Below are 15,842 nucleotides of genomic sequence, written 5' to 3' on the forward strand. Positions count from 1 at the left end.
AATTGATATTCCCTGAAGTTATTTGTAGAAATTTGACTAGACCATAATACTATAACGCTCGATCAGCTCTCGACCGGACGCGCCCCGCCCAGCCCCCAACGCGCATCGAGAGGCTGTATGGGCATGACCAGAGGGCTCTCTCTGGTGGGGAGCAGGCTATGATCGTCCTGCGCCTGTGCATCGATGGCTGGCGGCGTCTGTTCGAGCAGCGCAAGGCGATCCAGCACCACGGCGGGGCGAACCTCGGCGGGAATGCACAGTAGCCCACGGCGACGCAGCCATTCGCCCGCCTTCAGGCTACTGGTGAAGCGCACCAACGGTGCCGCGGCGACCATGCCCAGCAGTACCGGTGTCAACCACCAGAAGAACAGCGGCGCGTAGTAATAACTCACGCCACCCCATGCCAGCCCGAGTACGGTCATCGCACCGGTACGCCGCCAGGCCACGCGCCACGCAATCAGGCGGCCAGCGCGCGATCCCGTGCTCCAGGAAACCGTGCGCCCCATCAGCACGCTGATCACGAACCAGGCGTGAAAAGCCATCATCAACGGCGCAATCAGGATCGAAAAGACGATCTCGAGCAGCGCGCTGAAGGTCAGCTTGAAACCACCGCCGAACTCCCGTCGGCGCTGGAAGAGCGCCACCAGAAGGCCAAGCAGCTTGGGGAAAATCAGCATGATCACGGTAATGACCAACAGCGAGGCGATCATCGCCACCTTCGACTCCGGCCATTCGGGAAATAGCTGGTAGCCGGCGTCGAAGAATTGCACCTTGACCACCGCGCGGGCCACGGCATCCACTGTGCTCAGCGCCAACATTACCAACCACAACAACGAGGCTATGTAGGCCAGCGCCCCCAACAGGAAATGCAGGCGATTGATCGGGTGCAGCCCCGAGGCGAACAGCAGCCGCAGGTGTTGCATGTTGCCCTGGCACCAGCGTCGGTCGCGCTTGGCGTAGTCGAGCATATTGCCGGGCAGCTCTTCGTAGCTCTCCTCCACGCCGGCATGCAGGCGTACCTCCCAGCCGGCGCGCCGCAGCATCGCCGCTTCGACGAAATCATGACTGAGAATCTCGCCGCCCAGCGGGGCTTCTCCAGGCAACTCGGGTAACCCGCAATGTTCGACGAAGGCCGAGATGCGGATAATCGCATTATGCCCCCAATAATTGGCGGTATCGCCCTGCCAAACGCTTTGCCCCGCCGCCAGCATGGGGCTGTAAAGTGTCGCGGCGAACTGCAGGAAACGTCCGAACAGAGTGCTCGAGCGTGTCGGTAGCGGTACGGTCTGCAACAGCGCCAGCCGTGGGTTGGCCTGCATCGACGCGGCCAGGCGCACCAGCGCGCGCCCGCCCATGACGCTATCGGCATCCACCACGATCATACTTTCGTAATGCTGGCCCCAGCGGCAGCAGAAATCGGCGAGGTTGCCGACCTTGCGACCGATGTTGCGCTCACGACGGCGATAGTAGACGTCCAGATCGGGAGCCAGACGCTTGCGCAGCGCCTGGGCGGCCAAGCGCTCGTTGGCGGCAACCTCGGCATCGGTGGTGTCGCTGAGTAGATAGATATCGAAGGCCGCCGCCTTGCCGGTATCGATCAGCGATAGGCAGGTAGCCTCCAGCCCGGCGATCACCCGCTCGGTTTCCTCGTTGTAGACCGGCATCACCAGCGCCACCCGGCGCTCGGGATCGAGGGTCTCGTCGAGAGGTTGCGCGCGTCGCAGCGTCAGTGGATCGCGCTTGAACGCCACCACCAGAAAGCCGGCGATGCCGGTCCAGAAAGATACCGTCAACCAGGCGAACATCACCACGAATAGCACTTCGATCGACAGTTCGAGCACGGTCAGGCCGTTGGCGCGCAGGATGTCGAACATCATGTAGGCGCCCTGCAAACTGGTCAGTACCACCAGCGTGAAGAATATCAGCCGGCGTAATCCCAATAGCGGCATGCGCAAGGCCGGGGGCGTTTTATCCGGCCCTTGCGGTGCCGCCCCGCCACGCAGCAAGGGCTCGTCAAGCGCGCTCGACGCCTTGTCGCCGAGCTCGGGCTTGTCGCTCATGGTGGCAGTGTCGCTAGCGGCGCTCATGGTCGAATCGCGACGATTGTCTTCATAGGGCATCGGGATTCCATATGTAGCTCCAGGTTTCAGTCAGCGCTTCGCCACGCAGCATCAAGCGCAATTGCATGTCCGCCAACTGCCCATCCTGCGGCGCCAACTTGAACGAAGCCCGCCAGGTCTTGCCATCCGGTAACTTGAATACCTTTACGTCGGTTATCTTTCCCGTTGACGTGTTCAGCGTCGCCTGCACCGGCTGAGTCGGGTGCAGGCCGGCAAGAGCGCCGCCCTTGAAACCGACCACGAACTGGCGCAGCGCATCGGGTCCCGGGGAATCGGATTCACCGGCGGTGGCTCCCCAGCCGCTACGGGTGCGGACCACCCGCCCCAATCGATGCTCGGCCAGTGGCTCGCCATGGGTCGACAGGCGATAGACATAGCGGCGTGATTCACCGGCGCGAAGAGGCGTATCGGGGACCCAGTAGGCAACGATGTTGTCGTGAATCTCGGACTCGGTCGGAATCTCGACGAGTTCGAGGCCACCTTTCCCCCAGTCGCCTTCGACCGGGTCGACCCAAAAGCTCGGGCGTTGGTGATAATCGGCCTGCGCATCCAGGTAATGCTCGAAATCGCGATCGCGCTGCATCAGGCCGAAACCGCGCGGCCCTTCATCGCGCAGTTGGGTCACACTGAGCGCCGGCGGATTGGACAGCGGCCGCCGAATCCATTGGTCGCCGGAGGTATGCATCAGCAGCCCATCCGAATCGTGCACCTCGGGGCGAAAGTCGTCCCAGTCGCCCACGCTGTTCTCGCCATGCAGGAACATGCTGGTCAGGGGTGCCACGCCCAGCTTGCCGACATTGTTACGCGCGAACAGCCTGGCCTCGACATCCATCACAACGTTGTTGCCGGCATGCACGACGAAGCGGTAAGCGCCGGTCACCGACGGGCTATCGAGCAGCGCGAAAAGCGTCATCTGCGTTGCGTTGGGTTCCGGGCGTACCAGCCAATAGGCACGAAATGAGGGAAATTCCTCGCCATCCGGTGTCGCGGTGTCCACCGCCAGGCCACGCGCCGACATGCCGTAGTTCTGGCCACGCCCCACCATGCGGAAATACGACGCGCCGAGGAACACCACGAACTCGTCCTTGTAATCGGGGGTATTCAGCGGGTAATGCAGCCGGAAGCCGGCGAAGCCGAGTTTCGCCGGGTCGATGTTGGCCAGCGCATCGTGTACCGATGCGGTGCCGTCGCCGTAGCGGAACATATTGGGATCGAAGCGCAACTCCTCGACCCGGCCATCTTTCAACACATGGATATCGATCGGCTGATCGTAGAGAAAGCCGGGATGAAAGAACTGCACCTCGAACAATCGCTCGCCGCGCCACAAGGCATTCTCCTGGCGGAAACGAATGTTTCGATAGTCATTGTAGCCCAGGTTGGCCACCGACTCGGGTAGCGGCGACTGTGGCGCCTTGTACGGTTTGTCGGCAAGCTGGCGAGCCTGCTCGGTGACATGCTCGAATAACGCCTCGGGCGTCCAGTCCTGGCGCGGCTCGGGTTCCGGCGGGGGCTGTTGAGCCTGCTGCTGTTGCTTGGCGTCCTGGGCATCGTTTGCCGGCTCGGCCGCTGGAGGCGCCTGTTCGGGCGTCGCTTCCTGTTGCTGTTCTTGTTGCTCGGGAGCTGACGTTTCCTGAGCCTCGGCCAGCGTGAACCCCATAGACAGCCCGACTATCGTCAGACATTGCCACACCTTCATGTGCTTACCTCATTCCTTATTAAACAATGCGACCCTTTCGTTCGCTGTCCCGCTGCAATTCACTACTCACTGCGATGCACTGCTCCACTACTATTATTCGCTCCCCTACTATAGCGTTCTCGTTGCGACTGCGCGTTCCTGTAGCGAAGCGGCACCCAAAGCCCAGCCCTTTTTACCAGCGACATCGCCTCGGAGCACCCCCTTGTACCAAAATCTGCTGGTTCTTTTTTTATTGAATGCGCTACTACTGGGCCTGTCCTTTTCGGTGCAAGGCAGTCCCGGCCCGGCGTGGCTGGCACTGGAGGCTGTCTGGGCGGTCGTCGCACTAGCGCTGGCGACCACCACTTGGCGGCGCTGGCTGGCCGCGTCGGTGGCTCTGGCGCTGACCCTGCTGGTGCTGCTGGCGATGGCCGACGCGCTGGCCCAATTGAGCCTGGGAAGGCCGTTCAATCCACTGCTCGACTTCGGCCTTGCCGATTCAGCTTACCATCTGATGGCACAGAACCTCGGCGGGTTCCCTGCCCTGCTGATCACTTTGGCCGCCTTTGCCGCCCTGGGGTTATTGGCCTGCCTCGCTTACCTGGCTCTGTGTCGGGTGCGCGGCCCGCGCCTTTCGCCTGGCTGGCGTGCATTGGCCGGGTTGCTATTGCTGTCGTTACTGCTGCCTGGCATGCCGGACATCTCAACCTGGTCGCAGCGCCTGGCCACGCCAGCGCTCGATCTAGTCGCCTCGCATTGGCGTCAGGTTCGCGAAACCCGCGCGGTACTGGCCGACTTCCAGCAACGCTTGGCCCACGCCGACAGCTTGGCGGCACACGGCCTGCCGGAACTCGCTGGACGCGACGTCACCCTGGCGTTCATCGAGTCCTACGGCGTCTCGGCGATCTTCGATACGCGCTATGCACCACGCATACGCCCGCGTTTGGCGAACATGCAACAACGCCTGCGCGATGCGGGATTGTACATCGCCACGGGGCGTTTAACCTCACCGGTGCAGGGCGGTCAGTCCTGGCTGGCGCATGCCACCCTGCTCAGCGGCCTGTGGCTGCCCAGCCAGCGCCATTATGAGCTGCTGTTGGCGCAACGCTACCCAACCCTGATCGACGATTTTCAGGCAACCGGCCACCATGCCCTGGCCGTGATGCCGGCGATCACCGCGCCCTGGCCGAAAGGCAAGCAGTTGGGGTACGACACGATACTGGCGGCCAAGGATATCGACTATGCCGGCCCGTCACTGAATTGGGTGACCATGCCCGATCAATTCACCTGGCACTATTTCGAGGGCTTTCGCCGGCGCTTTGAGGGGCCATTGTTCAGCGAACTGGCACTGATCAGCAGCCACGCGCCCTGGACACCGATACTGCCGGTGATCGACGACTGGAGCGCGCTGGATGATGGCGAAATTTTCGCGCGCTGGGAAGATAGCGGTATAGCCCCGGAAACGCTTTGGCAAGACTCCGAGCGGGTTCGCCAGCATTACGCTCGCGCGGTGGATTATGCGCTGGCGACCGTGACGGGCTACGCCGAACGCTATTTGGATGATGGTTCGCTGCTGATCGTGCTCGGCGATCACCAGCCGGCGCCACTGGTGACCGGCCCAGATGCCAGCCGCGACGTGCCGATTCACGTGATCAGTACCGATCCCGCCCTGATCGCGCCCTTCATCGATGCCGGTTTCAATCCCGGCACGCTACCGCGCAATGCACCCGCGACCCGGCGCCTGGACGATTTTCGGCCCCTGCTGCACCGGCTGTTCGGCGAGCGACACGAAAAGACCACGCAAAAAAAGGAGGAGACCGGGTTCCTAGGGGAAGAACTCTCGGTCTCCTAACCAGAAGAGGATCACATTGGCGCGGCAAGTACGCGGGCTCCTTGACATGAGCTGGCATCCAGTCATTGGCTGTCTCCCTGCCCTTTTTTGTGGTCATCCTTGACCATGCGCGTCACTGCGCTAGCGACCCTCTCTGGTCACTGCTTGCCGCTGATTCAACTTTAGTCGGCTCTCCGCACTCATGCAAAAATTGTACATTTTTTTACACAGAAAACGCTCAACCTCCTCAGAACGAGGGCTGCAACCCAGAGAATCGCTGAATAAATAGCCGAACGGAATGATGCGGGCGTCGCTACGTCGCAAGACGCACGGAACGCAGAAGGCGAGACATAACATGTGTTAGGTGAGGCTCGACCGGGCTGGCGCACCAGTACCGCGCAACCTGCGATTCGTCGGGGACGCCGAGTCCGTGCAGGCATTTAGGCAGTGGTTCTCAAGTATTCAGCGGGTAATGGCAGGTATAGACATGCCCCTCGCCCGCATGGGAAACGCCGGGCGCCACTTGCCGGCAGTGCTCGCGCGCATAGGGGCAACGAGTATGGAACTCACAACCCTGGGGGCGATTCATCAGGCTCGGCACTTCGCCCTTGATCTCGATGCGCGCCAGTTGCGCGTCGGGGTCGGGCTGCGGGTTCGCCGAGAGCAAGGCTTCGGTATAGGGATGGCGCGGGCGATGGAATATTTCCTCGGTCGGCCCCTGCTCGACGAATCGCCCCAAATACATGATCGCCATGCGGTCGGTGATATGGCGCACCACATTGAGATTGTGGGTGATCACCAGCATGGCGATGCCCAGCTCTTCCTGCAGGCGTGCCAGCAGATTCAGCACTTCGCCCTGCACCGAGACGTCCAGCCCGGCGGTCGGCTCATCGGCGATGATCACCTTGGGGCCCAGCGCTAGCGCCCGCGCCACACCCACCCGGCGCGCCTGCCCACCCGAGAGCTGGTGCGGAAAGCGCTGGGCGAAGTCCTCGCCGAGCCCGACCATTTCCAGAAGCCGCTTGGCTTCGGCACGCCTGTTTCGGTCCTTGATGCCGTGAATGCGCAACGGCTCGGTGATCAGCGAGCGCACCGTCAAACGCGGCGACAACGAGCCCACCGGGTCCTGGAACATCATCGTCATGTCGCGGCGATATGCCTTGTAGTCGCGCGATGAGAGGCCGATCAGTTCATCGCCGGCGAAGCGAACCGACCCGGCATGTGCCGGTGTCAGCCCCATGACGGTGCGCGCGATGGTCGATTTACCCGAGCCACTCTCGCCAACAAGGCCCAGCGTTTCGCCACGCCGCATGTGAAAGGAAACATCGCAGACCGCGTCGATGAACGGGTCTGGCGTGCGCGTTACCAGCGCCCGCAGCATGCCCAGGCTACGAAAGCGCACGCGCAGCGACTGAACATCCAGCAGCGCGCTCATGAGTGGTTCCCCCGAGTTTCGTCGAGCAGATGACAACTCGCCGTGTGGCCCTCGGCGACCGGATAATGCGGCGGGCGCTCACGCTGGCAACGCTCGAACGCATGCGGGCAGCGATCCTTGAAAATGCAACCTTGGGGCACCTCGACGAGATCCGGCAGGCTGCCGGGAATCGTCGGCAGATGCCGCGTTTTCTCGTGGATACGACCCGGATCGCACTCCAGCAACGCCTGGGTGTAAGGGTGCCCCGGGCGCTTGAAAATATCGCGAACGCTGCCGCGCTCGACCACCTCGCCGGCATACATCACCACCACGTCGTCGCACAGCTCGGCCACCGTACCCAGATGATGGGAGACGAACAGGATCGAGCAGCCCAGCTCGCCTTGCAGTGCCTTGAGCAGACCGACGATCTGAACCTCCATGGTCGCGTCCAGCGCCGTGGTCGGTTCGTCCGCCAGCAATAGCGCCGGCTCCACCAGCAACGCCATGGCGATGCAGATGCGTTGGCGCATGCCACCCGAGAACTGGTGCGGGAAGTCGCGCAGGCGACTCTCGGCATCGGCAATGCCCACCCGGGTCAGTGCCTCGGCCGCGCGGCGGCGCTTGTCGGCTTGAGAGATCTTGTCGCGATACTGAATGTCGATCATGTGCTGGCCGACCGACAGCACGCGGTTCAGCGAGGTCATCGGGTCCTGAAAGATCATCGAGACACGCCGGCCACGAATGTCGCGCATCTGCCGGGGCGTCAGCGTGAGCAGATCCCGGCCTTCGAGACGAACCTCACCGGCGGTGATCATCGCGTTCTCGGCCAGCAGACGAATGATCGCGAAGGCCAGTGTCGATTTGCCGCAGCCGCTCTCGCCGACCACCCCCACGATGCGCCCCCTGGGCACGCTGACCGACACATCGCGAAGCGCACGGACACGCCCGCGCGAACTGCCGAAATCCAGCGACAGACCGCGCACCTCGAGCAGCACGGCTCCGGCGGGGGCTTCAATGGGCTGTGTCGCCGAGGCTTGCGTCATAGATCCCTCCTCAGCTTGGGATCGAAAATGTCGCGCAACGCTTCACCCAGGAAGGTGAAGCCCAGCGTGGTCAGGATGATCGGCACGCCACCGGCGATGACCGGCCACGGCGAGTTGTGAATATAGTTGTAGCCGTCGTTGAGCAGCGTCCCCCAGGATGGCGTCGGCGGCCGTACGCCCATGCCAAGAAAGCTCAGGCCGGCCTCCAGGGCGATGATCAAGGGCACGTCCATGCTGGCGAGAATCAGCAGCGGACCGATCACGTTGGGCAGAATGTGCACGCCGAGGATGCGCCCGGTGCCCGCCCCCATCGCCCGCTCGGCGAGGATGTACTCGTTGTTGCTGAGTGCCTGGGTCTGGGTGCGCACGACCCGCGCGTACACCGGAATCGTGGTGATCACGACGACCAGGATCACCGTGGCGAGGCTCGGTCCCAGCAGCGTGATCACCGCCAGCGCGAAGATGATCACCGGGAATGCGCGTATCGAATCGAGCAGCAGAAGCAAGCCGTTATCGAGCCACTGCGGCCCGAAGCCGGCGATCAGCCCCAGTATCAACCCGGCCGACAACGCCGCCGCCAGCGAGGAGAGCGCGACCAGTAACGCCACCTGCCCGCCCATGATCACCCGGGAGAAGACATCCCGGCCGAGTTGGTCCGTGCCCATCAGGTGATCCCAGGATGGCGGCGCCAGACGCGGTCCGGCCATCACCTGGGTCGCATCGAACGGCACGATGAAATCCGCAAAGACGGCGCTTAGCACGATCAATACGACGAGCGCCAAACCGAACAGGCCCAACGGGTTTCGGCACAACTGCCGCCAATGCTGTGCGAATGCCCCGGCATCGCCGTGTGTCGCGTTCTTTGCCGGCGTATCGCCGTGGGTCGTGTCGGGTGGTGGCATGTCACAGCCCCTCCCTTACGCGAGGGTCCAGCGCCGCGTTGATCAAATCGGCGACGGTCGTGGAAATCACGAACAGGGCGGTGGTCACCAGCACCGTGCCCATCACGATCGGGTAGTTGCGGGTATCCACGGCATGCACGATCAGCGCGCCGAGACCCGGCCGGGCGAAGACCACCTCGGCGAACACCGCGGCGGACAGCAGATGCGCCATGCCCACCCCGAGCACCGTTACCGTGGGCAGAATAGCCAGGGTCAGCGCATAGCGAAACACGATGCGCCGCTCCGGCAGCCCGAAGGCGCGGGCCATGCGGATATGCGTCTCGCCCAGCACCTCGAGCATCGAGGCACGCACGATGCGCGCGATGTAACCGACCCAGCCGACCCCCACCGCAAATGCCGGCAGAATCAAGTGGCTGAGCGTGTCCCAGAAACCATCGCCACCGGCACCGATCGCCGGCAGCCAGCCGAGCCATACAGCGAAGATCAGCAGCGCATAGATCGCCATGACGAACGAGGGAATCGCAATCGCGCTCACCGAAATCACCCCGACGAACTTGTCTATCAGCGAGTTGCGCCGAATCGCCGAGTAACATCCCAACGGAATGCCGACCAGCGTCGCCCAAGTGATCGCACTCAGAATCAGCGTGATCGTATAGGGCATCTGGCCCAATACGATCTGACTGACCGGTCGCTGAGTGAACACATCGGTGCCCATGTCGCCGCGCGTCACATCGACGAAGAAGTTGACGATCTGCAGCGGCAAGGGGTCATCGAGTCCCATTTTCTCGTGAATCTGCGCGATTTGTTCCGGCGTGGCGCGCGGCCCGAGGATGACCGCCGCCGGATCGCCGGGAACGGCATGAATCATCACGAACAGCAGCGTAACGGCGAGCATCACGATCGCCACGGCAAGCAGCAGGCGTCTGGCAAGATAGAACCACATGGGCGGAAACCTTGGACGGCAGCCCGCGCTACGCGGATGTCACGTCATAAAAGCGATACAGCGGCCGCCCATCCGGTCGGGTCGCCGGGGTCATGATCGACTCACGGTAAATGTAGGGCGCGCCCTCATGGGTCAGGAAGCGATAGGCCCCCGAGTTCTCCATGATGTCCTGCATTTCGTGATACATCTTCGCGCGCTTGCTTTCGTCCGTGATAGCCACTGCCTCGGCATTGAGCTTGTCGAAGCGCTTGCTGCAAAAACGCTCCCAGTTCCACTCGCCGACCTGGTCGCAGGTGAAGAAGGTCGTCGCGTAGTACGGGTCCGGGACCATCGAGAAGCGCTGAATGATCAGTTGCATGTCCTTCCAGCGCTGGCCCTCGGATTCCATGCCGATGGTCCAGAACGAACCGGGATCCTGAACGTCGATTTCGAGAGTAATACCGACCTGGCCGAGTTGCGCCTGAAGCATCTCGGCCATGGTCGTGAACTTGGATTCGTTGAGCACATCGATGTGCAGCGTGAGCCCTTCGGCACCAGCCTCGGCAAGATATTGCCGGGCCTTTTCCAGATCGCCCTCGGGCGGCACCAGCGCCTGATCGCGATGCCCAACCAGTCCCGGCGCAATCATGCCGGTAGCGACGTCGGCCTGGCCGAAATAGCCGACCTCAAGCAACTGGGGCACGTTGATGGCCCATTGCACCGCGCGGCGCACGTTGATGTCCTTGAGCTTGGGATGGTCGGTATTCATGCCGACATAGACGTAATAGAGCGACGGACGCTCTTCAAGCGCTGTATCCGGCAGCGGCTCGGCCTTGATCTGTTCCAATGAAGACAGGCTGACGTGGGTAAAATCGATGTCGCCCGCGCGGTAAGCGGTTTCCGCCGTTTTCGGATCGCCAATCGGCAGGATGTGTATCTCGTCGAACCCCGGCTTCGGCCCGTTCCATTCCGGGTTGCGGGTCAGGATCACCACCTGGTTCGGCCGCCAATCCGACAACACATAAGGGCCCGAGAAGCACGGCGGCTTCATGCCGAAATCACCGCCGTTCTCGGTCACTTCGAGCACCGCCTTCTTCGAAACGATATGCCCGGCGCCGTATGGCAGCGTAATGTTCCATAGCGGAACGAAAGGACTCTTGAGCACGATGACGCCGGTGTAGTCGTCCTCGACCTCGACGTGGTCAAGCGGCCCCCAATCACCCGCGATCGGCGAGTTATGCTCGATGATCCGCTCGAACGAGAACTTGGCGTCCTCCGCGGTCATCTCGCCGTAGCCATCGGTGAACATGATGCCCTTCTTGAGGCGAAAGCGAATGTGCGTTGGATCGACCTGCTCCACCGATTCGGCAGCCTGCAACTCCGTGCCCCACTGCGTACCAGGTTGATAATGCAGCAGTTTCGAGTAGATGCAGTTCATCACATCGACGTTATAGGCATTCTGGTAGAAACCGGGGTCGAGCTTGTTGATATCCGCATAGGAGCGGGCCCGCAACACCTTGCCCTGCGCCGCCCAGATCGCCTGGGACAATGGCAACCCATAAGCCATGACACCAGCGGCGCTGGCCGCGCCGGCCTTGAGAAATTGGCGGCGGTCGAGCGATAACCCGGTCGTGGATTTCATATCCTTCATGGTCTGCCTCCCTGTCTTATTGCTGTTCGTCGTTGACCATCAACACAGACCAGGGAAAGGGCCGCTCAATCCATTGTTTTTACTGACAAACAGGCCCTATATCTTCACTCGATAGCGAGCGGACGGGTCGACCCTGGCAAATTTCCATACAATTCACCTTTAGCAGCAAGGTCATGAAATGCGCAATTTTTGATTGGCTTATTTCGGGTGGGCGAAGGAACATCGTCGCGTCGGACAGGTGAACAAGGCAATTTGCATGGCAGCCACAATGAAGCCACAAAAGGAGGCATACTAGATGAAGACGCCGAAGCAATGGACAGGCAAGAGGAGGGGCAGATGGGTAAATCCGAAACACTGAAGCTACTTCACGACCACATGCCGACTCTGAAGAGCGAATTTGGGGTCAAGGAGCTTGCGTTGTTCGGCTCAATGGCCCGTGACCAGGCACGGGAGGAGAGCGACATCGACCTCCTGGTGGTCTTCGATGGCCCGGCAACCTCCGCCCGCTACTTCGGCGTTCAGTTCTACCTGGAGGACCTATTGGGACATTCCGTCGACCTGGTTACCGACAAGGCACTGCGCCCAGAACTCAGACCTTATATCGAGCGCGAGGCGCTGCAGGTCTGAAGCCACACCCCAGCGCGAGTGGCGCTTCTATGTAGACGACATGATCGGCTTTGCCGAGAAGGTGCTTACCTATACCGATGGTTTAGAACAAGACGCCTTCATTAGCCATGACCTGGCCTACGATGCCACTCTGCGTAATCTCGAGCTGATCGGCGAGGCCGCAACCCGTATACCAAACTCGATCCAGACCGAGCACCCATATATCCCTTGGCGGATGATCATCGCGACGCGTAATCGGCTGATACATGCCTATCTCGGTATCGACGACGACACAATCTGGAGCATCATCAAGGAAAATATTCCTGAGTTAGTAGGTCAACTAAATGCCTTGAAAATCAAGTCATGAGGGCCGCCGAGGCATGCGCCCATGCCTGACTCCGGGTATGCTAGCCCGTAATAAAAGAGTACGAGGGCAGGGAGACCTATGCTCGCTGGTGGAACATAAGGAACTCATGAGCAAGCACGAGGGGTTAGGCCGGGAAACGCTGATCCGCTTGCTGAAACAGCGCGACCTAGGCGTCAGCTAGGGCTGGTGTGGGAGCGCGACATCGCGCTACTGGAAATCCTGGAAATCAAGGGCGTGCACTTATGGGGCGCCGGCAAGGCCGTCGACGCGGGGGAGTCCAATTATAAATATCTAAGGAACCTCAGCGGATGTCTCGAAGAAGAGTCCACCTTTGAGGTTTCGCGAATGACTTGGCGTTAAGCTCGAGACCTGGCGCCGCCAGCCTGATGAAACGACGCGGTTTCAAACCGTGTTTGCTCGGCGCTAGCCAATTGCACGCTTCTCTCGGCTTCTATCGCTTGGATATGTTCCTCGAACCTCTTACGCCGTGAGGTGGTACGGGCATGCAAAGTCCATAAACAACAAGCGACAATTGCCAGGCCAACGACCGCAATCAGCATTTCCCCTGTGAACCACGTGTTTATTATTTCAAATAATTCAGTCACTTGCCCGACCTCCACACAACAAGCACTATTTATCCAAATATTCTCATGCCATTAGCAGTCAAGACAGCCTACACCACTAATTCCGATGGCTGATCTTAATATTACCACAACCTTGGGATTGAGTACTTGTTTTGTGGTGTAAGTTCAGGCAATCACTAATGCTCACACCCCACTAGGGCAATGGGTATCCGAGAACCTGAGCAATGCCTGGTGGACACAAGAGCAAGTACAGGAATGCTTAGCGGGAAGCCGAAGGAAACCAGTTTAACTAACTGATTTTCAAGGGGTGGCCATCATGATCGAGATTGAGCAAGGCAGCACCAACGTCTATGCGGATATTGGCTTTCCAGACGCCGACGAAATGTTCATCAAGGCACAGCTAGTCACTAAGATCGGTGACATCATCAAGCAACGCCGACTGACCCAAACACAGGCCAGTGTCATCATGGGTATCGCACAGTCCAGACTCTCCGACCTTTTGCGCGGGCGATTTCGTGACATCAGTGAAGGGGAGATACTTGAATACCTCGCTCATCTTGAGCGCTAGTATCGCGCCATGGCCGGGTATCGGTCGTTTCGTTCGCTGGCGTCGTAGGTAGGCATTACTAGAAGCAGGATGGTGGGCCCAGCAGGACTCGAACCTGCGACCAAGGGATTATGAGTTCGCTTTTAAATCAATAAGATACTGATATTCAAGGAAAAGCGACCGTAATCGAGCGAAAGGTACAGTTCTTTGGAATCAGTAGGTTAGCGAAAGTTGAGGATAGCATAGGAAGCTGGAGTGTGTACCGCTGGTGTACCGTGACGATGGTACACCACTATCATCGAGCTTATGAACACCTACCGAGGAGAATGACACTCTCCCGTCATCACAGTTACCTACGAACCTCCTATATTAATTGGCTGGCATTTCAAAAGCTTTATTAAAACTTAATTAAACATAAAAACCTCCCTAGCGTTTCTCTTACGTAATTTCAACATTTATTTAGAGGGCTTACCCTAAGCATTGAAAAGAAAATCTTTTTGAATCAGTCAAAATTTAAATATAGAAGTTGGCGCAGCTCCTCAAGTATGAACTACGCACAACAACGCGCTATATTAGAGGACTCCATATCTCCACCGCCCTCTCCTCCAGCTTAACTACGGTCTAGCTTTGACTTCCCGATATCCAGCTTACCTTTAATGACGTAACTCCTTAATTCGCGCAGCCTACGATAATAGGCAAGCAATACCCGCAACTGCCGAAGGGGATTAGACTCTATCGAGTCAAACTGCTGCCTAAAACCCTTCCAGTCCATAAGCTCAAAAAAAGTATCAACGAAAACCGACAGGGCTTCTTTAGTATCAGCTGTCAGCTTTTCACTTATTGAACCAGACTCTTTCTCAAACCCCGATATACGATTTTGGTCAAAAAACCTATAAACTGACCTATAAAAGGACTCCATTTCCTGAAACTTAACTTCATCAACAATTATATCAGAGCTTTTTTCTATGCTTTTAGCCATTCTGGGCAAAAGATTGAGCTTAATGTGCCCCGGTGAGTTATACCTAAGCTCTTGGAGCCTCGCCCTATGAATAGAAGGAATTACATTACGAAGCCCAGTAAATATATTGACCGCACTAAAGCCCCCTCCCCAACTCCCCATAAGCCTCCCCAACTTATGCCTCACAGCAGACCTTTTTAGGTGCTCTAAGCCGTAGTGAAATGAGTAAAGCTGTTTATAGAGCTGAGGTATTCTTTGAATATCATCTATATAAAGATCTCCATCCAGGCCAAGATAGTAGTCCTGAGGCGAGTCTTCACGCAAAGCTACCGCAGCATTAGTCGCAATATCATCTGTCAAAAATGAGTCTTTTTCTGGACGATACTCTTCGGGCAGGTGAGAAAAATCAGTGCGAATAAATGCGCTTCTGCGGCCAGCTCTGCTAACACTAAAAACTATCAATTCCGAAGAATCAGCCATGATATTTCTTAAGGGTAACACACTGCCAAGATAACCCTTAAGTTGATCACGATCGACCGCAACCATACACCAACGGTTCTTAGTATTGTTACAATCCAACCATACAAAAAGAAAATCTTCATCCTCGTCATTTTTAAAAAGACTAAGTAAAGGACCTTCAAAATTTATCAGATCGGCATTCCAATAAAAGCTCCCAAGAGAATTACCCTTGACAACCTCTCCGGGCACTCTAACAAATCCGTTCACTTTATTTCTCCAGAGACACTAAATGCCGCAAGGAGATTAGCATCGGCGCTAAGATGCAAATCAAAATGACCAAAACGGTCCGGCGGAGTGCAGATGCCGTCTGCTGGAGTTAGTTTTCCATATGCGACAGACCCACCAAAAATTTTACGAGCTCTTTTGAAGTTACGTTCCAAATTTTTAAAAGCCGATTCACTTTGAGCCCGAGACGTGTACAGAGAGATGCCCCAGCATGAACACTTTTTTGCCAGATCTTCTTCTCTATGCAAACGCGGTGGGTTCTTCACTGCTTGAGGATAAAAACACTCATGGCTCAACGGATTACTTACCCATCGCCAAGCTTCTAGCTCGACTGCCGCTGCATCAGGAGGGGGGCAAGTTCCTCCGCTGTTTCTAACTTCTTCAACCCCTTCTGCGTACTTAAGATTCATAATTATTCACTAAATTCTTTGGAACGGCTCGAATCCGATTAAAGTTGAAAGATCGAAAGGCTCTTGAC

At 58.4% G+C, this 15,842-nt stretch carries 13 protein-coding genes; 4 read left to right on the forward strand and 9 right to left on the reverse strand.

Annotation, left to right across the window (positions count from 1 at the left end; genetic code table 11):
- Window positions 1-62: 62 nt before the first annotated feature.
- Window positions 63-2,120, reverse strand: a complete 2,058-nt coding sequence (gene mdoH / locus BLR92_RS05535; RefSeq protein ID WP_245704118.1) for a glucans biosynthesis glucosyltransferase MdoH — start codon at window positions 2,118-2,120, stop codon at window positions 63-65.
- Window positions 2,110-3,816 (reverse strand): OpgD/OpgG family glucan biosynthesis protein, encoded by a 1,707-nt coding sequence (locus BLR92_RS05540; RefSeq protein ID WP_089726351.1) that lies wholly within the window; start codon window positions 3,814-3,816, stop codon window positions 2,110-2,112. Before BLR92_RS05540 ends, mdoH begins: the two co-directional genes overlap by 11 nt.
- 202 nt (window positions 3,817-4,018) lie before the next feature.
- Between BLR92_RS05540 and BLR92_RS05545 the strand changes: the two genes are divergently transcribed.
- Window positions 4,019-5,647, forward strand: coding sequence for an alkaline phosphatase family protein (locus BLR92_RS05545; RefSeq protein WP_089726356.1), 1,629 nt, complete (start codon window positions 4,019-4,021; stop codon window positions 5,645-5,647).
- Between the two features lie 433 nt (window positions 5,648-6,080).
- Here the strand turns inward: BLR92_RS05545 and BLR92_RS05550 are convergent, their stop codons facing one another.
- From BLR92_RS05550 to BLR92_RS05570, 5 genes are read right to left on the reverse strand one after another with little or no spacing between them, the layout of a single operon-like run.
- The gene (locus BLR92_RS05550; protein WP_089726357.1) at window positions 6,081-7,061 is read right to left on the reverse strand and encodes an ABC transporter ATP-binding protein; all 981 of its coding nucleotides are present in this window, start codon (window positions 7,059-7,061) and stop codon (window positions 6,081-6,083) included.
- Window positions 7,058-8,083: an ABC transporter ATP-binding protein gene (locus tag BLR92_RS05555; RefSeq protein ID WP_089726358.1), complete on the reverse strand. Its 1,026-nt coding sequence runs from the start codon at window positions 8,081-8,083 to the stop codon at window positions 7,058-7,060. Before BLR92_RS05555 ends, BLR92_RS05550 begins: the two co-directional genes overlap by 4 nt.
- On the reverse strand, window positions 8,080-8,985 hold the full coding sequence (locus tag BLR92_RS05560; protein WP_089726360.1) for an ABC transporter permease: 906 nt from the start codon (window positions 8,983-8,985) through the stop codon (window positions 8,080-8,082). The genes BLR92_RS05555 and BLR92_RS05560 overlap by 4 nt, the downstream gene beginning before the upstream one ends.
- A 1-nt stretch (window position 8,986) precedes the next feature.
- Window positions 8,987-9,928, reverse strand: coding sequence for an ABC transporter permease (locus tag BLR92_RS05565; RefSeq protein WP_089726362.1), 942 nt, complete (start codon window positions 9,926-9,928; stop codon window positions 8,987-8,989).
- A 28-nt stretch (window positions 9,929-9,956) separates the two neighbouring features.
- On the reverse strand, window positions 9,957-11,558 hold the full coding sequence (locus BLR92_RS05570; protein WP_245704119.1) for an ABC transporter substrate-binding protein: 1,602 nt from the start codon (window positions 11,556-11,558) through the stop codon (window positions 9,957-9,959).
- 336 nt (window positions 11,559-11,894) lie between these two features.
- Between BLR92_RS05570 and BLR92_RS05575 the strand changes: the two genes are divergently transcribed.
- The 3 genes from BLR92_RS05575 to BLR92_RS05585 all read left to right on the forward strand — a co-directional run bounded on the left by BLR92_RS05575 (window position 11,895) and on the right by BLR92_RS05585 (window position 13,683).
- Window positions 11,895-12,185 (forward strand): nucleotidyltransferase family protein, encoded by a 291-nt coding sequence (locus tag BLR92_RS05575; RefSeq protein WP_175488730.1) that lies wholly within the window; start codon window positions 11,895-11,897, stop codon window positions 12,183-12,185.
- 40 nt (window positions 12,186-12,225) lie between these two features.
- Complete coding sequence (locus tag BLR92_RS05580) at window positions 12,226-12,531, forward strand: HepT-like ribonuclease domain-containing protein (protein WP_089726363.1); 306 nt, start codon at window positions 12,226-12,228, stop codon at window positions 12,529-12,531.
- Between the two features lie 900 nt (window positions 12,532-13,431).
- On the forward strand, window positions 13,432-13,683 hold the full coding sequence (locus BLR92_RS05585; protein ID WP_089726947.1) for a helix-turn-helix domain-containing protein: 252 nt from the start codon (window positions 13,432-13,434) through the stop codon (window positions 13,681-13,683).
- A gap of 589 nt (window positions 13,684-14,272) precedes the next feature.
- Here BLR92_RS05585 and BLR92_RS05590 read toward each other — a convergent pair.
- Together BLR92_RS05590 and BLR92_RS19535 are read right to left on the reverse strand one after the other, a co-directional pair.
- A complete protein-coding gene (locus tag BLR92_RS05590; RefSeq protein ID WP_139171573.1) occupies window positions 14,273-15,346 on the reverse strand; it encodes a hypothetical protein in 1,074 nt (357 codons plus the stop codon).
- The gene (locus BLR92_RS19535) at window positions 15,343-15,774 is read right to left on the reverse strand and encodes a hypothetical protein (RefSeq protein ID WP_139171574.1); all 432 of its coding nucleotides are present in this window, start codon (window positions 15,772-15,774) and stop codon (window positions 15,343-15,345) included. Before BLR92_RS19535 ends, BLR92_RS05590 begins: the two co-directional genes overlap by 4 nt.
- Window positions 15,775-15,842: the final 68 nt, after the last annotated feature.

Origin of the sequence: Modicisalibacter muralis (assembly GCF_900102945.1) — a bacterium.
Taxonomy (GTDB): domain Bacteria; phylum Pseudomonadota; class Gammaproteobacteria; order Pseudomonadales; family Halomonadaceae; genus Modicisalibacter; species Modicisalibacter muralis.